The 18,913-nt window shown below is 48.1% G+C and carries 20 protein-coding genes; 5 read left to right on the top strand and 15 right to left on the bottom strand.

The features are described 5' to 3' along the window. Positions 1–8: 8 nt before the first annotated feature. The 3 genes from KNO99_RS10290 to KNO99_RS10280 form a co-directional block, all read right to left on the bottom strand. Positions 9–752, bottom strand: a complete 744-nt coding sequence (locus KNO99_RS10290; RefSeq protein WP_214748150.1) for an SDR family NAD(P)-dependent oxidoreductase — start codon at positions 750–752, stop codon at positions 9–11. Then, a complete protein-coding gene (locus tag KNO99_RS10285; RefSeq protein WP_214748148.1) occupies positions 749–1,723 on the bottom strand; it encodes an MBL fold metallo-hydrolase in 975 nt (324 codons plus the stop codon). Before KNO99_RS10285 ends, KNO99_RS10290 begins: the two co-directional genes overlap by 4 nt. A gap of 108 nt (positions 1,724–1,831) precedes the next feature. Further along, entirely contained in the window at positions 1,832–3,268 is a 1,437-nt protein-coding gene (locus KNO99_RS10280) for an NADP-dependent glyceraldehyde-3-phosphate dehydrogenase (RefSeq protein WP_074033255.1), read from the bottom strand. 222 nt (positions 3,269–3,490) lie between these two features. On the opposite strand from KNO99_RS10280, the gene KNO99_RS10275 reads away from it, so the two are divergent. Next, the gene (locus tag KNO99_RS10275) at positions 3,491–4,372 is read left to right on the top strand and encodes a chemotaxis protein CheV (protein WP_214692850.1); all 882 of its coding nucleotides are present in this window, start codon (positions 3,491–3,493) and stop codon (positions 4,370–4,372) included. Between the two features lie 35 nt (positions 4,373–4,407). On the opposite strand, the gene KNO99_RS10270 is transcribed toward KNO99_RS10275, so the two are convergent. Further along, a complete protein-coding gene (locus KNO99_RS10270; RefSeq protein WP_214748298.1) occupies positions 4,408–4,770 on the bottom strand; it encodes an Hpt domain-containing protein in 363 nt (120 codons plus the stop codon). A gap of 156 nt (positions 4,771–4,926) precedes the next feature. Between KNO99_RS10270 and KNO99_RS10265 the strand changes: the two genes are divergently transcribed. Beyond that, positions 4,927–5,862: a magnesium transporter CorA family protein gene (locus KNO99_RS10265; RefSeq protein WP_074033258.1), complete on the top strand. Its 936-nt coding sequence runs from the start codon at positions 4,927–4,929 to the stop codon at positions 5,860–5,862. A gap of 39 nt (positions 5,863–5,901) precedes the next feature. On the opposite strand, the gene KNO99_RS10260 is transcribed toward KNO99_RS10265, so the two are convergent. After that, entirely contained in the window at positions 5,902–7,014 is a 1,113-nt protein-coding gene (locus KNO99_RS10260; protein ID WP_214692854.1) for a PP2C family protein-serine/threonine phosphatase, read from the bottom strand. A gap of 144 nt (positions 7,015–7,158) precedes the next feature. On the opposite strand from KNO99_RS10260, the gene ytzI reads away from it, so the two are divergent. Beyond that, the gene (gene ytzI, locus KNO99_RS10255; protein WP_074033260.1) at positions 7,159–7,350 is read left to right on the top strand and encodes a YtzI protein; all 192 of its coding nucleotides are present in this window, start codon (positions 7,159–7,161) and stop codon (positions 7,348–7,350) included. A gap of 15 nt (positions 7,351–7,365) precedes the next feature. Here the strand turns inward: ytzI and KNO99_RS10250 are convergent, their stop codons facing one another. After that, positions 7,366–9,492, bottom strand: coding sequence for a DNA topoisomerase III (locus KNO99_RS10250; protein ID WP_214748146.1), 2,127 nt, complete (start codon positions 9,490–9,492; stop codon positions 7,366–7,368). 200 nt (positions 9,493–9,692) lie between these two features. Between KNO99_RS10250 and KNO99_RS10245 the strand changes: the two genes are divergently transcribed. Then, positions 9,693–10,556, top strand: a complete 864-nt coding sequence (locus KNO99_RS10245) for a DMT family transporter (RefSeq protein ID WP_214748143.1) — start codon at positions 9,693–9,695, stop codon at positions 10,554–10,556. Here KNO99_RS10245 and KNO99_RS10240 read toward each other — a convergent pair whose 3' ends face one another. From KNO99_RS10240 to KNO99_RS10230, 3 genes are all read right to left on the bottom strand, one after another. Continuing rightward, complete coding sequence (locus KNO99_RS10240; RefSeq protein ID WP_214748140.1) at positions 10,557–11,954, bottom strand: MATE family efflux transporter; 1,398 nt, start codon at positions 11,952–11,954, stop codon at positions 10,557–10,559. A gap of 78 nt (positions 11,955–12,032) precedes the next feature. Next, positions 12,033–13,274, bottom strand: coding sequence for a peptidase U32 family protein (locus KNO99_RS10235; protein ID WP_214748137.1), 1,242 nt, complete (start codon positions 13,272–13,274; stop codon positions 12,033–12,035). 9 nt (positions 13,275–13,283) lie between these two features. Continuing rightward, positions 13,284–14,186 (bottom strand): peptidase U32 family protein, encoded by a 903-nt coding sequence (locus KNO99_RS10230; RefSeq protein WP_214748135.1) that lies wholly within the window; start codon positions 14,184–14,186, stop codon positions 13,284–13,286. 148 nt (positions 14,187–14,334) lie between these two features. Between KNO99_RS10230 and KNO99_RS10225 the strand changes: the two genes are divergently transcribed. After that, positions 14,335–15,126 carry an SDR family NAD(P)-dependent oxidoreductase gene (locus KNO99_RS10225; RefSeq protein WP_251131030.1) on the top strand — a complete coding sequence of 264 codons (792 nt, stop codon included), beginning with the start codon at positions 14,335–14,337 and terminating at the stop codon, positions 15,124–15,126. A gap of 31 nt (positions 15,127–15,157) precedes the next feature. On the opposite strand, the gene KNO99_RS10220 is transcribed toward KNO99_RS10225, so the two are convergent. The 6 genes from KNO99_RS10220 to KNO99_RS10195 are packed head-to-tail and all read right to left on the bottom strand — an operon-like array spanning position 15,158 to position 18,912. Beyond that, complete coding sequence (locus KNO99_RS10220; RefSeq protein WP_214748132.1) at positions 15,158–15,490, bottom strand: hypothetical protein; 333 nt, start codon at positions 15,488–15,490, stop codon at positions 15,158–15,160. A 41-nt stretch (positions 15,491–15,531) separates the two neighbouring features. Further along, positions 15,532–16,077, bottom strand: a complete 546-nt coding sequence (locus KNO99_RS10215; RefSeq protein WP_214748129.1) for a hypothetical protein — start codon at positions 16,075–16,077, stop codon at positions 15,532–15,534. Continuing rightward, positions 16,050–17,006: an ATP-binding cassette domain-containing protein gene (locus KNO99_RS10210; protein WP_214748126.1), complete on the bottom strand. Its 957-nt coding sequence runs from the start codon at positions 17,004–17,006 to the stop codon at positions 16,050–16,052. The genes KNO99_RS10215 and KNO99_RS10210 overlap by 28 nt, the downstream gene beginning before the upstream one ends. Beyond that, positions 16,984–17,670, bottom strand: coding sequence for a hypothetical protein (locus tag KNO99_RS10205; RefSeq protein ID WP_251131029.1), 687 nt, complete (start codon positions 17,668–17,670; stop codon positions 16,984–16,986). The genes KNO99_RS10210 and KNO99_RS10205 overlap by 23 nt, the downstream gene beginning before the upstream one ends. Continuing rightward, positions 17,621–18,028, bottom strand: coding sequence for a DUF4430 domain-containing protein (locus KNO99_RS10200; protein ID WP_214748124.1), 408 nt, complete (start codon positions 18,026–18,028; stop codon positions 17,621–17,623). Before KNO99_RS10200 ends, KNO99_RS10205 begins: the two co-directional genes overlap by 50 nt. After that, positions 18,025–18,912: a hypothetical protein gene (locus KNO99_RS10195; RefSeq protein ID WP_214748120.1), complete on the bottom strand. Its 888-nt coding sequence runs from the start codon at positions 18,910–18,912 to the stop codon at positions 18,025–18,027. The genes KNO99_RS10200 and KNO99_RS10195 overlap by 4 nt, the downstream gene beginning before the upstream one ends. Position 18,913: the final 1 nt, after the last annotated feature.

Here is an 18,913-nt window from a genome sequence, read left to right as displayed (position 1 = left end):
CCCCCTTTTTACTTTTTCTCAAATCCCCGTTTTGCGAGCATTTCGAACATACTTGGGCAGATTGCGTACACATTCGCCCCGATGTTCATCCACCACGGTGCATTGATTTCGCGTTTGCGTGTAATAGTTCCTTTGACAATCACGTCGGCCAACCGTTTCGGGTCAAGCATGATTCCTTTAACGCTTTGAGCATATGTACCACTCTTGTCGGCCCGATCAAAGAACGGCGTGGCAATCGGTCCCGGATTGACAGTCATGACATGGACGCCACGTGGCTTCAACTCGAGTCGAAGGGCGTTCGAGAACTGAAGAAGTGCCGCCTTCGATCCTGCGTACACGGCTGATTTCGGTGTCGGAACTTTTGCAGCTTGCGAACAAATGTTAATGATGACACCTCCACGTCCTAACACTCTGGCAGCGTTTCTCGACAGCAACATCGGAGCGACGGCATTCACATGCATCGTCTCTTCCATCACATCAGTCGATTGATCGGTCACGAAATCAAATTCAGCCATTCCTGCATTATTGACCCAAATGTCAAACTTCCCAAATCGCTCGATCACATCATCGACAAGAGCATCCGCCTTCGTGACGTCCGCGCGCATCCATTCTCCCTCACACGTGGTCGCAATTGTTTTCAAACGTTCTTCATTTCTTCCGATCAATAACACGCTATATCCTTTTTCATAAAAAGAATGCGCCAATGCGGCACCGAGTCCGCTTGACGCACCTGTAATGACTACCCGTTTCATGACATCGCTTCTTTCTTTGTATAAATCCATTTTTGGTCATCCCGGCGTCTCTCGATGTCGCCACGCTCTTCGAGTAAACTGAGTCGTGCGAACACCTCGCTAAAGACGAGTGGCATACCACTTCGCATCTTTCTCCCATATAATTTCATCGACCAATCAAAGACACTGAGTCCATCTTCCCATTCAGCAAGCAATTGTTCACTGCGTTCATACCGTTGTCGGATTCGACTCTCAATCAAATCGTTCGGATGATGAATCGGTTCACCGTGTCCACTGACGACAAGTTTCAAATCGATTCCACGCAACTTTTTAAGTGAATCGATGTAGAGAATAACCGGTGAGGCAAACCCTTCATCCTCATACGGTTGTTCAATGAGTGGATTTGGTTCGACCTTATCAATCAAGTGATCTCCCGCAATCAAAACGCCGCCAGGACCGATCAATCCGAGCTGGTCACTCGCATGTCCCGGCAAATGAATCGTCTGCCACGCCCCGTCCGGTGTCACAGTTTGTCCGTCACTGAAAGTCATGGTGACGGTCGTCGGCCCAATCCAACGTAACGCTTCCCGATAGTCTGGCAATTTTTCCACGAGTGGTGCCGGTGCTCCAAATGAGAGGGCTAGTTCATGTAAAAAGTGGTTGCCCCTTTTTAGAAAATTCGGGGTTTGTTCTAAGTATCGAACGAGCTTCTCGTGCCCATACACCGGAATCGATGCATCACGAAGTCGCCACGCCTGCCCCGCATGGTCGGCATGATGATGCGTCAAAAATAAAAAGTCGATGTCAGACAACGATAGTTCAAGCTCATCAAGTTGCCGATTCAATGAAGTCCACGCTTCTTCCGTATCTGGTCCACAGTCGACCATAAAAAAGCGATTCATATGTTCAACGATATATACGTTCACGTTTCCAACTTCGAACGGTGTCGGAATATCGAGTCTTGCCAGTTGGCTTGAAATCCAGTCCGCCACGTCATCACCACCCCTTCTTCCTGTCTTTCTCCATTATACCCGTCTGAAAGATGCGTTTTCAATCAAACAAAAAAGAGGGGGACATCTCCCCCTCACGAATGGTGAATATTATAAGTTGATAACCGTCACTTTATCGCGTGTCATCGTCTCGAGGCTACGCCCGATTCCTTGAACGCCAAGTCCCGATTGTTTCACGCCGATGAATGGGAAGTGGTCTGGACCACGTTCCGTACGTCCGTTTACTTGGACCGTACCGACTTCTAACTTGTCAGCGACTGTAAAGGCGCTATTCACATTTTGTGTGAAGACACTCGCTTGAAGACCGAACTCAGATTCGTTCGTGAGTTCAATCATCTCTTCGAGTGATTTCACGCGAATGACAGGAAGGACTGGTCCGAACGGTTCTTCCCATGCGACACGCATGTCTGTCGTCACATGATCGAGCAATGTCGGATAAATGAGGTTTCCTTCACGCTCATTTCCATGAACGACCGTCGCCTTTTTGTTGACCGCATCGTCAATCAAACCTTGAACGTAATCTGTCGTTTTCGCATCAACTAAAGGAACGATGAAGCTGTTCTCTTCAGGCGAACCGACCGAGAGTTTCGCGACGCGTTCTTTCAACATGCCAACGAGCTCATCCGCTTGGTCTTCGAGGACGAAGACGCGTTTGATGGCTGTACAACGTTGACCTGAGTACGAGAATGCACCACTGACAATTTGATCTGCCGCAAGTGTCAAATCCGCATCCTCAAGGACGAGTGCCGGATCTTTCCCACCGAGTTCGAGCACGACCGGTACCATTGACGCTTGTTGTGACAAGTGTTGACCTGTACCTGTTCCACCTGTGAATGTGATCATGTCGATTCCTGGGTGAGACGTCAAGTAGTCCCCGATGACCGAACCGCGTCCTGTCACGAGGTTCAAGAGACCTTTCGGAAGTCCTGCATCATGAAGGGCTTCGACCATCTTGATTCCGCTGATCGCACCTTGTGTCGCCGGTTTGAAGACGACCGCATTCCCCGTGACGAGAGCTGGCGCAATTTTTGCCGCTGCCAAGTTGACCGGGTAGTTGAACGGTGAAATCGCGAGCACGACACCGAGCGCCTCTTTCTTGATGATGGCCATCTTGTTTTTCGAACCACCAGGGAACGAATCACCTTGCATGAATCCACCATTGAAACGAATACCTTCTTCCGCCGTGTAACGGATGATTTCAGCTGTACGAACGACTTCTTTTTTCGCATCGTTCAAGTTTTTTCCGACTTCTTGCATGATGATTTGACCGATCTCATCGACGCGTTCTTCGAGTTTCTCTGCCCATGCATACAACAATTCAGCGCGCTTGTTGACCGGAAGCGCCGCCCATTCTTGTTGTGCACGTTTTGCGCCATGGATGGCTGCATCTACTTCGTCGCGTGACATCGCCTGAACGCGACCTACGACTTCGTCTTTATATGGTGAAACGAGTTCAATCGTTTCCTGACTTGATGATTCCTGCCATTGACCATTCAATAAATATGGATATGTGTTCATACTCATCATCTCTATCTGCCTCCTGAGTAAGCTGTAATATCTCGTTGCCAACCCCATTGTATGCAGATTTTTTTGCATTGGACAACTATAACGATTCAGTTTATGAGATGTAAACGGTTACTATGAAACTTTTTGTGAATTCTGACGAGAGTTCAACAACTTTTCACTATAGATTTGATGATCTGAAACCGATAGTAAAGGAGAGAGTACGTGAAATAGGAGGGACAACCATTGAGCACTGATCATAATATTTTACTAGAGGCTGGAACGAACGAACTTGAAATCGTCATCTTCCAAGCTGGACCGTTTTTATTCGGTATCAACGTCATGAAAGTACGTGAAATCATCACGATGCTTCCATTGACACCTCTTCCGGGTACACCAGAGGCAATTATGGGACTGATTGAATTACGGGGCGAAGTCATGACCGTCATCGACCTTCCGATGGTCATTAATCATCCGCGTGAGGTCGGAAGTGACGATCGATTGATTGTCTGTGAGTTTAACGGGGAAAAATCAGTTCTTCGTGTCGACCAGGTGACGGAAATCAAACGCATCTCATGGGAGCAGATTGATACGCCTTCCGATCTTGCACGTGGCGTCCAAGGCATCACGAATGGTGTCGTCAAAACAGGTGATCAAATGATCATCTTACTTGATTATGAACGAATCGCACTCGAGCTTTCACGTAAAGACATCATGGCCCGCGAATCGGTCAAACGTCTCGGTGCTCGTGAACGCTCAAACAAAAACATTTGGATTGCTGAAGACTCTGAAATGCTCCGAACGCTCATCCTCGATACATTGGATGATGCCGGATACTTCAATACGACCGTCTTCAACAATGGGAAAGAGGCGCTTGATGCGTTCGAACAAGATGGCGTAGAGTGCGACCTTCTCATCACGGACATCGAGATGCCACAAATGGATGGACTCCATTTAACAAAGCGTCTTCGAGAGATGGACCGTTACGCGTCCCTCCCAATCATCATCTTCTCGTCGCTCATCTCAGACGACTTGAAGCATAAGGGTGAGGCCGTCGGGGCGAACGCTCAAATCACGAAACCCGAGATCGGCATTTTGATTGCGACACTCGACGAATTTGTAGGATAACAAAAAAGTTTGCGACTTCACGGTCGCAAACTTTTTTATGTCAACTGCTCAAAATGATTGTTCCATTCAACTAAAAAGCGCTGACTATGCGACTCGATTGTCGCAAGCGTTTCATTTGCACCTTCAAGATGTGCATTCTCGCCTGCCACTTCAAGGTCATGAAAAAGAAGCGCTGTCTGTTCCAAGCCGACCGAATAGGACGCCCCTTTTAATAAATGGGCGAGTTGTTCGACCCGTGAATAGTCATTCGACTCGACAGCTGCTTGCAATTCAGGGTATTTTTCTTCGAACTGCTTAATATATGTGGTAGCAATTTTATTTAAAAAATCCATATTTCCATTTGCGATTTGGTGGAGCTCCGCTAATTTATCTTCATTGAACAGAGCGTCTTCGGGCATTTTTGTCAATATAACCCCTCCTCAATAAACGATTATCCAACCGTTCCCTCTCACTTTAACATGTTTTCTAGAGAAAACAAAAAATCTCCTGCTTTGGATTGCACTCTTCATTTTCGCTACCTATAATAAGATTGAGTTAAGGTAGGAGGAAGATGCATGCTGACGATTTACCGTACTGACGCATCAGGCCATGTGGATGAAATCGAAGACTTTGATAAAGGAAGCTGGATTCAACTCGTGAATCCGACAAAAGATGAGGCCGATCAAGTCATCGAGGCGTCCGGCATTCCAGAAGACTTTGTATATGACCCACTTGATATTGAGGAAAAACCACGTTTTGAAAAAGATGATGAGGGACTTCTCATGATCATTGACGTCCCGTACGTGGAGGAAGATGATACGGGGCGAACTTACAATACAATCCCGCTCGGTATCATCGTGACTGGACGACATTTCATCACCGTCTGCTCACGTGAGCTTGACGTCTTGAACTTATTCGCAAACGGCAAAGCACGACTGTTCCGGACGAATTATCGAAGTCGTTTCGTCTTTCAGATTTTACATCGGGTGAGTATGACGTACTTACGCTTCTTGCGACAAATCGACCGGAGAATGGACGAGCTTGAACAGGAACTACAACGTTCGATGCGAAATCAAGAGATCTTTCAATTGATGAACCTGCAAAAATCCCTCGTCTACTTCATGACCTCTTTGAAAGCGAACGATAGTGTCTTAGACCGGATCGTCAAGACACCAAGTTTGGAGAAACATGAAGAGGACGAAGAACTATTAGAAGATGTTTTCGTCGAACACCGCCAGGCCATGGAAATGGCGTCAATTTATAATGATATCATCAGCATTAAGATGGAAGCATTCGGATCAATCATTTCGAACAACGTCAACTTCGTCATGAAGTTCTTGGCGTCGATTACGATTGTACTCAGTATTCCAACGATGATTTCTGGAATCTTTGGGATGAACGTCCAAGTTCCATGGGAAGGACAGCCGTTCGGATTCATCATGGCGATTACTATGATGATTGGATTTTCTGGTCTTGCCTTTTATATCTTATGGCGAAAACGATATTTCTAAACGCACAAGAGCCTGACGCATCATACGTCAGGCTCTTTGTTATGTGATCTTGACCGTGACGAGACAAAGGTCATCCTCAATTTCAATTTTCGGGACGAGTTGCTCTGCAACGTGACGACTATAGTCGAGACCGTACGTGGAGACATCCTTCTCAAGCCAGCGAATCCCATCGTCAATATCTTTGCTGTAACATTCCATGAGTCCATCCGTGTACATGTGAAGTGTCATACCCGGAGCAATATCAACTTCTTTAGACTCATAATTTGGCTCTTCGAACATGCCAACAGGTACTCCCGTCGTCTCAAGACGACAATTGCCTTCTTCTGACGTCACAATGACTGGAGGATGCCCTGCATTCACATACTCAATTCGACGCTTCGTTGTATCGATATAGCAATACACCGCTGTAAAGTAACTGTGCATATCGTCACCCGAGAATAAGAACGTCATTTGACGATTCAACTCGGTCATCACGTCCACCGGATACTGAACATTTCCAACAAGTCCCGGAAGAATCGAGCGAATACCCATCGTAATGAGTGCCGAAGAGACCCCATGACCCATGACATCAAAGATGATGACACCATACCGGTCCGGTGCGACCTGGAACCACGCATACATATCCCCCGCTAATTTTTTTGATGGAAGATAGAGAGCGCGCACGTCAATCTCTTCATTACTGATTGGTGGCGTGAGCGCACTTTGTTGGATTTTTTGCGCAAGATCCAAATCGTATTGGAGACGGGCCTCATAGATTTTCCGTTCATCGACGGCCGCTTTATAGCGAAGAGCAGAGCGGATACGTGCGAGCAACTCCGTCACCTTGATCGGTTTCGTCGTATAGTCTGACGCTCCTGCATCTAGTCCTTCAGCAATCTGCTTTTCATCTGTACGACCCGACACCATGATGACTGGCATTTCTTCGTAATCAGCCATCTGTCGAATTCGTTTACATGTCTCGATTCCAGAAATCCCGGGCATCTCGACATCCAACAGGACGAGATCATACAGCGATGCGGCTTGTGGGGCCATCAATAAATCGAGCGCTTCTTCTCCGCTCGAGACCGATATCGTCTCATAGTCGTGCTGGTGAAGCAGTTGCTCGAGAACGAGCGTATTGACCGGTTCGTCGTCCACAATCAAAATCGCCATGACTATCCCTTCCTTCTCTACTTAGTGTTCTACATCGTATTGTACCATATCTTTTCAATGTCACACGAAATTACCGTCTGTTCGTTCCAGTTGAAGAATCGACTCACTATTTGGCATACTGAAGAGAGAAAGTGAGGGGTTCTTATGGCCTGGATATTTGCCGTCAGCGGTTTGATTATTTTACTCGTCCTGATTGCGTCCATCGTCGTCATCCAAAAAGGGTACGCTTATAAAGATAATAAAGACGACATCGTTCTAGACTATGACGAAATCAATCGTCGCATCGAGGACGACCAGAAAAGAGAGAAGACTGACAAGACAGAAGGGCCGCTTTAAAACGCGACCCTTCTTTTATTTGAATTCGAATCGGAGCGTCCCTTTTTCAAGATATAAAGAAGCATTGAACGTCTTCTCGCCTTTTTTGAACGTATGTACGTTCGATTGACCTCCGTTGATCATTTGCTTCAACTCATCTTTGACAAGTCCGACACCAAGTACTTGTTTGGAGACGGTGAACCGACATCCTTCCCGATAACCACTACAACCGATGAACTTCGGATGCTCGACGAGGGCTTTGCCACAATTCGGACAGACTCCAAACGAGGGTTTCGGTCGAGTCGCTCCTTTTTTCCCGTAACGCTTCGCCTCAATCGTATAACCTTCCGGGTTTGCTGCCTCAACTCGCGACTTCGCCTCTTCAACCAAATGAATCGACATCTTTTTCGCTTGTTCTATGAACTCAGCGGCAGATGCCGATGCTTGGCCGATTTCGTGAAGGCGTTTCTCCCACTTCGCCGTCATGACAGGCGATGCTAAAATACTGTCTCCAAGCACATCAATCAAGAGACGTCCTTTGTCTGTCGGAACGAGCTCTTTTTTCTGAAGTTGAACATAACCGCGCTTTTTCAATCCATCGATAATGTTAGCGCGTGTCGCCTCGGTGCCAAGACCTTCGACTTCTTTCATGATATGAATCAGCTCTTCGTCATCGAGCTGTTTTCCTGCGACTTTCATCGCCATGATCAGTGAACCTTCCGTATACCGCTTCGGTGGCTCCGTCTGTTTTGACAACACTTCAACTTTCTTCTCTTTCAATTCTTCGCCGATTGTCAATGCAGGAAGCTCGACGTCTTTTGATTTCATCTCGACGACTTGACGATAACCTGGACTCACGACGACGGTACCTTTTGCCCGATATAGGTCGTTTCCATCAATCAAATCAACTGTTGTCTTCTCGAGCTTCGCCGCAGGTGCAAATGCCGCGAGAAAACGTCGGTTGATCAAATCGTACAGCTTTGCCTCATCTCCGCCGAGACGTGTGACGTCACCGCAAGCTTCGGTCGGAATGATTGCGTAGTGATCACTGACCTTTTTCGCATTGACGTATCGACGATTTTTTGACGGATCCTCGGTTAAAACGTCGCGAAGACCTTCATAAGCGGCTGACTTCAGCAATCTCGCCTTCGTCTGAGGGAATAGCGTCGCTTCATCTGGGGTGACAAAGCCAGAATCCGTCCGCGGGTAACTGATCCACCCTTTCGTGTATAGCTTTTGAGCGATATCGAGCGTCTTTTTCGCCCCGAAACCGAATCGTTTCCCTGCTTCTGCCTGAAGCCCGGATAAACTGAACCAAAACGGAGGTTGCTCCATCTTTTCTTCTTTATCGATTGTTTTGACTGTTGCGGTGCCAGAAGCTCGCTTCACAACCGCATCTGCTTCCTCACGTGTTTTGAGCTTCGTCGTCTTTCCAAGTGTATATTTCGCTTTGAACGTGCCCCGACCTTTTGCAAGTGTCGCCTCGACTTCAAAGTACGGTTCTGGCACGAACTGCTTGATTTCTCGTTCGCGATTGACAATCAAGGCGAGTGTCGGAGTCTGGACACGACCGAGCGAGAACACGTCCTCGATCCCGATTGTTTTCAACAAGGTCGTGTATGCACGGGAAGCGTTCATGCCAACGAGCCAGTCGGCACATGCGCGACTCATCGCCTCATGATAATAAGGGACTGTTTGCTCACCCGGTAACAGTTGAGAGAATCCACGGTCGACCGCTTGCTCCGTCAGACTCGAAATCCATAGTCGCGCTAACGGTTTTTTGTTTCCGGCGAGCCGAAGAATTAATCGAACAATCGCCTCCCCTTCCCGCTCGGCATCCGAAGCGATAATCACATCGGTGATGGAGCGGTCATGTAGCCATTTCTTGATGGCATAAAACGGCTTTGATTTTCCTTTCGAGATTCGATAATCGAACCGTTCCGGAACAATCGGAAGTGCCTCGTATTTCCAAGACTTCCATTCAGGACGATAGTGTGAAGGCTCCTGCAGTTCGCACAGGTGACCGACCGCCCAGACGACGATTGCTCCTTCCGGGAAACGTGAACATGGTGAGATTTCAATCTCATCTTTTCTTTTTTTAGATGGGTAGGGAGCCGCCAACTTTTGAGCTTGCGATGGCTTTTCCGCGATGATTAGTCTCATAAGAACTCCTTACTTTGCCTTCAGTTTCGTGGCAAGACGTACGTGGTGGGATTGCTTCTTCTATGTATTTTACTATACCAAGTCGAGGATGGACATATCGAGAGGGGAGCATTTGTTTGTATTCCATGAATCATATCTTGCCACACGGCTGTTTTCCGATATGATTAACAGAGAACATACATATGTGAAGGAGTGTCGTCATGTCTTACCTCATTTTGTTCGCTGCCGTTTTTTTCTTGTCGACGAGCGTCTTGTTCGTCAAATGGACGTCTGCTCCAGCCGAGACAGCTGCGTTTTACCGCATGCTGATCACATGTCTCATGCTACTCCCATTCGTCGATTTCAAATCACTCATCACAACGCGACTGATGACACGATATGCTTTGTTACTTAGCGGGACGCTGCTCGCGTTTCACTTTTGGCTCTGGTTTTTATCACTCGATTATACGACAGTCGCCAGCTCCACCCTTTTTGTCACATCGAGCCCGATTTTCGTCTTAATTGGAAACACCTTGATCTTTAAAAGGAACCCGACGCGAAAAGGATTGGCATACGCGCTCGTCGCCGTCCTCGGTGGGATGCTTGTCGCTGCAGGTGACATTCAGCTCGGACGAGAAGCACTATTGGGTGACCTGCTCGCTCTGATTGCCGCCCTCCTCATTGCAGGGTATTGGCTTGTCGGTCAACATGTCCGGACATCGATGAACACGAATACGTACTCGTTTAGCGTCTATCTCGTCGCAACGGTCGTCCTTTGCTTCATGCTCCTCGTACGCGGGACGACGTTCACCGACTTTGAAACGGTCAACTGGTGGTATTTCCTCGCCCTTGCCTTTTTCCCGACGATATTAGGGCATAACCTGTTCAATTATGCACTCGCTCGGGTCAGTGCGACCGTCGTCAGTATTACCATCCTCGGAGAGGCCTTATGGGGAATGCTATTCGGGTACGCCTTTTTCGGTGAGCGACTCGGTCCGTTCCAGTGGCTCGGCGCCATCGTCTTGCTTGGCGGGATTTACTTGTTCCTAAAAGAAGACGCCCGCTCGACACGAGCGGACGTTTGATTATAAGTTTGTCGCTTTCGGATTTACATCATGCGCTTCTTGATCTTCTTCTGAAGGACGGAACAATAATTTTCGGTCCCAGAACGCCAAGGCGACCGCTGTCAAAAACGTCATCGCATCGGCAATCGGAAACGCCAACCAGACCCCGAACACTCCGAAGAACGACGGAAGTATAAAGACGAGCGGAATCGTATAGAGCGTCTGACGTGAAAGGGACAAGAACATGGCGACTCGCGCTTTCCCGAGTGACTGGTAAATCCCGTTGACGAGCATTTGAACACTCGGTAAAAACGAGACGGCGAACAAGATGTGAATCGCCGTCACGCCTCCCGCAATCAATGCCTCGTCCGTCGAGAACCAACCCATCAACGTATTCGGGAATACCTGCAAGATGAGCCAGATGATCACAGCGATTGCAATCCCTGCCCGCATCGCTGTCCATATGGTCTCACGCATACGATCATACCGTTCGGCACCATAGTTATATCCGACAATCGGTTGCATCCCTTGGACAATTCCCATGATCGGCATGCCGACGAGCGCCATGAACTTATTGATAATGGCGAAAATCGCCAACTCCTCTGTCCCACCATACGTTCCGAGCATCACGTTGACGCCAACGAACAAGATGGATTGGGACACCATCATGATGAATGAAGAGGAACCGATTGCCATAATCTCTTTCATCTCATCGAATCGTATCCGGAACTGTCGCCATTTGAAGCGCAGTTCCGTTTTTGGTTTTCGGGCGAAGAAGAATCGAAGCATCAAAATGGAACCGATGACTTGAGCGAGTGCCGTCGAAGTCGCTGCACCGTACATGCCCCAGTCGAACGTGAAGATGAACAGTGGCGTCGTCACGAGGTTGACGAGAACGGTCGTCAACATGACCTTCATTTGATACGGTGCCTGACCTTCGGCACGAACCATCGCACTCGAAGCAAGCGTGAACATAAAGAATGGTGAACTGATCAAGACAACCGATAAGTACTGTCGACTGAGCTCCATGATTTCGGACGTCGCCCCGAAGACCATTAAAATCTCATCCAACATAAAGAAAGCGGAACTCACCGCGAGTGCAGCAAACAATCCGACGAGGACGAGCACGTTCAAAAATGTGACAGCCGCACCGGCATCGTCACCTCTCCCTAACTTCCTAGAACTGATGGAGGCGCCACCGAGACCAACGGCACTCGACACGGCCATTAAGATCATCTGTATAGGAAACGCAATCCCGATGGCCGCGACGGCCGAAGCGCCAATGCCACGAGCGACAAAAATCGTATCAATGATATTGTAGAGCGCCGTCACGAGCATCCCGATCATCGCGGGTAGCGATAACTTAAACAGGAGTCGACCGATGGGCTCTGTCCGCAATTGCTCCGTATTTTGGTTCATCCTTCCATCCCTCCGTCTCTATCTCTTAGGGTAGCAGGATTAGACAGTTCGGGCGACTATGTTGGCTCGGTGGATGTGTCAAGCGAAGACGCGTGCAGGGACCCCTTTTCGCTTGCGCATGATGTAATCGGTCGCGACGGGTTTTTCCACTTTAACTCGAATCGTCATCATCGCTTGGTTGGCGGATTCAATCGGCTGACCGTCAACATCCTCAATCGTTTCGATGACTTGGGAGAAACGAACGAATCCAGGTCCGAAAAATTCAACTTCTTCACCGATTGAGAAGTGATTTCGTTGTTCGAGTGTCGCCATCCCGCTCGACGGGTCGTATGCGATGACACGTGCGGCAAATGCGTACTGAGGAATCGAACGTGGTTTCCCAAACAATTGTTCTTTCTCGGTCGGAATCCCGTAATAGAAACCACTCGCGAGTTCTCGCTGTGCCGCTTTCCAAATCTCTTCTTCCCAAGCCGGGTCGAAGACAAAGTTCTCAGGATCTTCACAGTATGCGTCAATCACTTGACGATACACGTTACACACGGTCGCGACGTAATGAATCGATTTCATTCGTCCTTCGACTTTCAAACTGTCGACTCCAGCGTCCACCAAGTCGGGAATATGTCGGACCATCGATAAATCGACCGAACTCATCGAGAACGGCTCTTCATCACGGGTCTCCATCTCTTTCGTCAAGAGATCATCCTCTTCAAAGAAGCCATATTTCCAACGGCACGACTGGGCACAGCCACCTCGATTGGCATCCCGCAATGTCATATGATTCGACAGCGTACAACGACCGGAGTATGAGATACACATCGCACCATGGACAAACGTCTCGATTTCAACATCGACTTCCTGTTTCATTTGCACAATCTCATCCATCGATACTTCACGAGCCAAAACAACCCGCTCGAGTCCTTCTTCTTTCCAAAAACGAAGCGTCTCGTAGTTCGTCGCGGAAGCTTGTGTCGACAGGTGAACCGGTAAGCCCTCCGCTTCTGTTAGACACGTCTCAATCATGGCAGGGTCAGAAACGATCACTGCGTCAATCCCGATATCACGGAGCGTGCGGAAGAAGTCACCAGCTCCTTCGATATCCCCTTCATGCGTCACCATGTTTGCAGCGACATATACTTTCGCCCCGCGAGCATGTGCGAAAGCCACACCTTCACGCATCTCGTCATAACTGAAGTTACCGGCACGCGAACGTAACCCGAATTGTTGACCGCCGATATAGACCGCATCGGCACCATAATGAATCGCCATCTTCAATTTCTCTAAGTTTCCTGCTGGCGCTAATAATTCTGGACGTTGTTTCATATTCATCCCTCACTTGATCTCTTCTGGTTTGCGTAACAATAATCCCGTTCCAAGTCGAAACGCTTCCGGTTGTAACTCTCTGAGGCGGTGCTCCATCTCGATTCGGTCGAATTGACCATTTAATAGATTTGCCCGCGCGACGGTAAACAACTGAACGATTTCAACAAACTGTTCTCCCGCGTGCCAGCCATCAAGTTTCCATGTGTGAAGACCGTTTTTGACTAATGTCGGTAGCTGACCCATAAGCGTCAAATCTTCAGAGAAAATATGCGTGCCGTTCTCGTCCTCATAAATCGGATAACGACTCGCCGCATCTGCTGGCTCACTCATATAAAACTCACGTTGTTTCGCCTCTTCAGAAGGGCGTCCAAGTTCATTGAAATAGTTCGTCATGAGCGGTCGCTTCGAATGATGAATACACGTCGGACCGTACACTTGAACTTCAACGGGGAGACCGATTTGTTGCTGAATCAACACCAATTCCTCGAGAGTGACTTCTCGCGCAACGACGGCTCCGATGGCCTCACGTTTCCCCCAGAACTGAATCTGTTTGGCGGACGTGACAAGCGTTTGGGCATCGTACCAATATGGGATTTTCGCTTGACGGATCAAACGGATGGCCCCGGGATCCCCGGCTGTCACATCGTCGACGCCGATTGCTTTCAACATTTGTAAATAATCCGGCAATTCTTGAATGTGGTCGTTATGCATCAAATTGTTGACGGCCACCGTCACTTCTTTTCCGTATCGATGGGCAAGCTGTGTGACTTCCCTCACAGCATCGATTGTCCAGTCTCCCTTTTGTCGCAAGCCGAACCTAGAATTCCCGATAAATAATCGGTCCGTACCCGCTTTAATTAACGCTTCTGCTTGTTCGACGCTTTGCGCCGTAGTGACGAGCTGAATCATCATATTTGTTCTTCTCCCTACTTTGTGAGTCTAATCACATATTCTTGCTATACTTTAGCACAGGATCGAATGTGCAAACGGGGCAGGATTTTAACAACTCGTGAAGAATTCAGTAACAATGTATGACTTTTCATTAAAGGAGTGGATCACGTTGTCAAAGACAGCTTTAATTACTGGGGCCTCGATGGGCATCGGTTTAGACTTGGCCGTACTCGCCGCACGAGACGGGTACGACTGTATTCTCGTATCCCGAAACGAACCTCGCTTACACGAACTGAAGAAAGTCCTTGAAACGAGATATCGAATCAATGTACACGTCTTCGCGCTTGATTTGGCAAAACATGACGCTGCCAATCAATTGACCTCGATGATTGAAGAGGCGGGATTAACCGTCGACTTTTTGATTAACAATGCTGGATTTGGAACGTCTGGTGCGTTCGCAGACCTCGATCCTGAGACGGAGGCGGACGAAGTCCGATTGAACGTCAACACATTGACGGAACTGACGAAAGCCTATCTTCCAGGTATGCTCGAACGAAATCACGGTTATGTGCTAAACGTCGCTTCCGTCGCTGCGTTCCAACCCGGTCCGTATATGGCCGTCTACTATGCGACGAAGGCTTACGTCCTCTCACTTACCGAGGCGCTGCATGCCGAAGTGAAAGGGAGCGGTGTTCACGTCAGTGTCCTCTGCCCTGGCCCGACAGATACGAATTTCTTTGATCGCGCGGGGAGTGAATTGTCCTTCTCAAAAATGCCATCTCACCTCGTCGCCTTCTTCGGTTATAAAGGTGTCATGAATAATAAGCGCGTGGTTGTGCCTGGTCTCTCGAATCAACTCCTAGTCGGGTTGGCCAAGTTGATGCCACGTGCTCTCAGTCTCGAAGTATTGCGTCGTGTCCAAAAACCAGCAGACGGGTCAGCCGCTGAATCAACGACATGAATAAAGGAGCGACCGTCGCCGGTCGCTCCTTTTAAGATTCTGAATGTAATCGCGAGACACTTACGAGCCGGTGTAAAAAGACACCTGCTGGAATCATTGTCATGAGCGCTGTCGAGAGGACGACTCCCCACGCAAGCACAGCATCTAGTGACCATTCACCCGAGGTCAATTGATCCATCACGCTCAACTGTTCTACTGATAGAACAATCATCAGCGCTGGCCATACACTTGCCGCTAGAATGCTTAACATGGCGAAACGTGCCCTCGTATAACGTTTCACTAAAAGAACAAGGTTTAATAAGATAAACAACAACCCTACGAGTAGAAACATGCCGACTTCAGTAATGTTAATATATGCACTCATCCGTCGTTCACCTCACTCAATATGATAGGAATATTGTATATTTACCCGAGTTGACGAAGGAATATGCGCTCAAATAGCGGACGAATCATGACCAAGAAGACGACATTCGAAATACCGTGGGCCAGATCAAATGGAAAACTGAGTAAGAATAACTTCACGACATCCGTCCCGACCACTTCAATGAACGCCAAGTTTGTCGTCCATCCATATAAAAAACCTGATAGTAAACCGAGCAGTAAGAAGAGGATGGTCGATTTCAATAGAATCGGTCGAAATAAACGGACGAGCACAACGACAAGGAGCCACCCTAAAAATTGATAAAATACAAAGGGACCAATCCCAAGCAATAGTCCTGACAAAATCGGGACAAAGAGCGCGAGGATGGCGGCCCCGTTCAAACTGACCAGTAAGGCCGTCAACATGATCATGGCCGTCGTCGGTTGAACATTCGGTATCGTCATAAAGAGCCAGCGCCCAATGACCGCAAGTGCTAACAATTGAACGAGTGGTTGAATCGGGATTCTAGATTTTTCGAACCGGTACAGCACGACGATCGCGATCAGGATGGCGAAGACGTATGTGACCATAAGGTGCTCCGATCTTGAAAAAGGTTCCGATCGCCTTGAAAGACGACTTGACCGCTCGCTAGATAAATCACATCCGTCGCAACCTGTATGAGGCCCATGTCATGTGTTGCACAGATGACGCGGGCCGACTTTGCTTTTTGTTGAAGCGCAACAAAGAATGCGTCCCGCTCTCCTCTCGTCAAATCCACGGTCGGTTCATCGAGTAAAAGGACACTAGACGGATCGTGTAGGACGGATTGAAGTTGGGCGACCCGTCGCTTCCCTTCTTGTGGGAACGGACCCACTTCTGGATTGGCAGGAAGATAGACTGCTCGTTCTCCCTTTTTCACTCGCCCCTGAAGTGGACGTCTACTTCTAGCTAATAGTTCGAGTAAAGTTGACTTCCCACTCCCGTTCGTCCCGATACAAACTGTGAGTCCAGGCTCATTCATCTGAACCGTCACGTGATCAATCGCATAAGTCGCTTGCAGAGGATGCCGGTAAGATACGTCGATTGCATCGATGGAAGGTTTCGTTTTCGATTCGTTGAACGTGAACGTCGCTTCTCCTGTAGGTTCTTTCGCTCGCTCAGTATAACCGATTTGCACCCCAATTCCAGAAATACGGCGGAGCAACATTTCTAAATGCTCTCTTCGAAATTGGTCTAGATGCCGAAATGGTTCAATCAGGACGATGGAGTCCGGTCGATTTAACAGGGCGTAGGCGACTCGAACAATCTGTTGTTCTCCACTCGAACATGCATCAAACCGCTTCGGATAAAGCGCGTCGATTTGTAATAGTGTAGCGAGTTCCGCCCCTCGAAAAGGATCGACACTCGAAAGTAAGTGCCCAACCTTTCCTGAGAACGATTGCGTCATCTCGATCACATACGGGCGGTAACGTTCGACGTATTGCTCGAACGAACCATCAACGGTAGATAACCATTGCATCACGCATCCCTCCTTTCGTGAGATATGGATAGATTAGCCAAAGTCCGACAAACAGATGGATTGAAGCCAGACCGATCATCCCGATGAGGACGATTTGCCATAAATCCTCTAGACGAAAACGCCGTATCGGTTCAACAACGAACTTCGGCTCAGTTTGCTGGCTTTCAATCCCGATTTGTACGCCCTCTCGCCAAGATGCTCTCGGATGACTCCTGACTGCCTGACGTACGGCCTGCTCCATTGACGGGATGAGTGCCCATGCGCCGTATAAGAGTGAAGACGATCGTGGAAAGTTCGATAAGAGCGGGAGCAATCGTTCGAGACGAATGATGCGTGCAATCCATAACATCCCGAGTAAAAAGGCAGCCAATTTCAAAAGCTGACGCCATATGTATGCATAAGATATTTCCCATCCAATCAGTATGGGCATGACTGAAATCAACCCAAACGCAATCAGTATGGATAGCATTGACCAAGGGAAACGACGTTCAATGATGAGCAGCAAGAGGAGTCCAACCACAAAAAGAGTGACGTCTTCGACATTCATTAATATGTAAAGGTGACAGAAGAGATAGAAAAGGAGCGTGACAGGATGTCTCCGCTCCCAATCTGCCTCATTCGAAGAAAGCCACTGCATCTTCTTCGAACCGCCATTGAATGACATCCGTCGATTCCACTTCTTTGGCGCCCGCTCCTTCATCCCCCGGTGCACCGTTAAAAGCAAATACCCATCCTGACGATTGTCCTTCAGATTTTTCTTCGATCCCTTCGATTGCCGTCACATAGGACATGTCACCGCTCCCTGTCACCTCAATGTCAAGCCCTGTTGCTTTTAATGCATCGAGAACAGTCGCGTCCTCTTCTAAGCAGACACTTTTCTCTTGATAGAGCGTTTCCTCAGTCGCTGCGTTATAGACCGAAATAGTCGGACTCACTCCGCACGATTCTTGCTGCGCCTCTTCCCCGCCACATCCGGCAAGTAGCGCCGTCGCTAGTAGAGCAATCGTTACATATGATTTCATTGGTCTGTCAAATCCTCTCGTTGGTGTATCGAATAATTGTAAAGAATCGCATAGCGTTCACCTGTACTACGACCCTCTTGCGTCAGTCCGACGAGCTGGATACTGTTAGCAAGGACGGGTTCACGTTGTAGCCAGAACTTAACGAGCTCATTGTCACGGTTGATCATGAGCATCGACTCATTCTCGAACGTATACATATCATACAGCCCATCGTAAGAAAGTTGTAGGATTGGGGCGACTATGACATCTGAATATTCTTCCCATGAAGGTTCTCTTAAAGTAGACAACATATGGTCAAATTCGACGAGCTTTTCAAAGAATGCCTGACCTGATTCTTTTCGTAATTCATCGACCTGTTCATAAGATAATTGGCCGTCTGCGTACGTCACGCGAATTTGTTGGAACGATTCGGCTCGTTCGACCATCAGCAAATACTCAATCGATTGAACGTCCCCATCCCGATGAATTTGAAGTTTACCTCGGTCTAGCTTGATGGAGTCACTGTTGACTCGTTGTAAGATTTTCTCTGTCATCTCATCGAAAGATTCATCCGTGACAGAAACGGCGCCGATTTGTTGCGATTCCGCACGAAACCCAGATTGGTCAAACAAGGGTACGAACAATAAGACGATAAAAAAGAAAAATCCTAAAAGTGCTCCATACCATTTATAGCGGCTGTTCTGTTTCGGAAAGAATAAAAAAGACAATAAAAACCCGATTGGGATATGAAATCCACCGATTGGAAACGAAACGATGCCGAGCAGTGAATAAAATAAAAACTTCGGAAAGAAATTGGCTTCCGGTTCTTTCAATTGGTTCAAGCGGACACCTAACAAGACGCTGATCACTAAAAACGCGGCCCAAACATAGAGTTGAATGGTCACA

The organism is Exiguobacterium sp. s189 (assembly GCF_018617615.1).
Taxonomy (GTDB): Bacteria; Bacillota; Bacilli; order Exiguobacteriales; family Exiguobacteriaceae; genus Exiguobacterium; species Exiguobacterium aestuarii_A.
The sequence above is the reverse complement of the archived record's forward strand: the minus strand, read 5'-3'. Positions and strand labels throughout refer to the sequence as shown.

Bases quoted from the DNA above. Each gene is read 5' to 3' on its own strand.
- KNO99_RS10205 (WP_251131029.1), bottom strand. From the start codon at position 17,670: ATGTCATTCAATGGCGGTTCGAAGAAGATGCAGTGGCTTTCTTCGAAT.
- KNO99_RS10215 (WP_214748129.1), bottom strand. From the start codon at position 16,077: ATGGTCACATACGTCTTCGCCATCCTGATCGCGATCGTCGTGCTGTAC.
- KNO99_RS10270 (WP_214748298.1), bottom strand. From the start codon at position 4,770: ATGCCCGAAGACGCTCTGTTCAATGAAGATAAATTAGCGGAGCTCCAC.
- KNO99_RS10235 (WP_214748137.1), bottom strand. From the start codon at position 13,274: ATGAAACAACGTCCAGAATTATTAGCGCCAGCAGGAAACTTAGAGAAA.
- KNO99_RS10245 (WP_214748143.1), top strand. From the start codon at position 9,693: ATGTCTTACCTCATTTTGTTCGCTGCCGTTTTTTTCTTGTCGACGAGC.
- KNO99_RS10230 (WP_214748135.1), bottom strand. From the start codon at position 14,186: ATGATGATTCAGCTCGTCACTACGGCGCAAAGCGTCGAACAAGCAGAA.
- ytzI (WP_074033260.1), top strand. From the start codon at position 7,159: ATGGCCTGGATATTTGCCGTCAGCGGTTTGATTATTTTACTCGTCCTG.
- KNO99_RS10260 (WP_214692854.1), bottom strand. From the start codon at position 7,014: ATGGCGATTTTGATTGTGGACGACGAACCGGTCAATACGCTCGTTCTC.
- KNO99_RS10265 (WP_074033258.1), top strand. From the start codon at position 4,927: ATGCTGACGATTTACCGTACTGACGCATCAGGCCATGTGGATGAAATC.
- KNO99_RS10200 (WP_214748124.1), bottom strand. From the start codon at position 18,028: ATGAAATCATATGTAACGATTGCTCTACTAGCGACGGCGCTACTTGCC.
- KNO99_RS10210 (WP_214748126.1), bottom strand. From the start codon at position 17,006: ATGCAATGGTTATCTACCGTTGATGGTTCGTTCGAGCAATACGTCGAA.
- KNO99_RS10290 (WP_214748150.1), bottom strand. From the start codon at position 752: ATGAAACGGGTAGTCATTACAGGTGCGTCAAGCGGACTCGGTGCCGCA.
- KNO99_RS10250 (WP_214748146.1), bottom strand. From the start codon at position 9,492: ATGAGACTAATCATCGCGGAAAAGCCATCGCAAGCTCAAAAGTTGGCG.
- KNO99_RS10220 (WP_214748132.1), bottom strand. From the start codon at position 15,490: ATGAGTGCATATATTAACATTACTGAAGTCGGCATGTTTCTACTCGTA.
- KNO99_RS10280 (WP_074033255.1), bottom strand. From the start codon at position 3,268: ATGATGAGTATGAACACATATCCATATTTATTGAATGGTCAATGGCAG.
- KNO99_RS10240 (WP_214748140.1), bottom strand. From the start codon at position 11,954: ATGAACCAAAATACGGAGCAATTGCGGACAGAGCCCATCGGTCGACTC.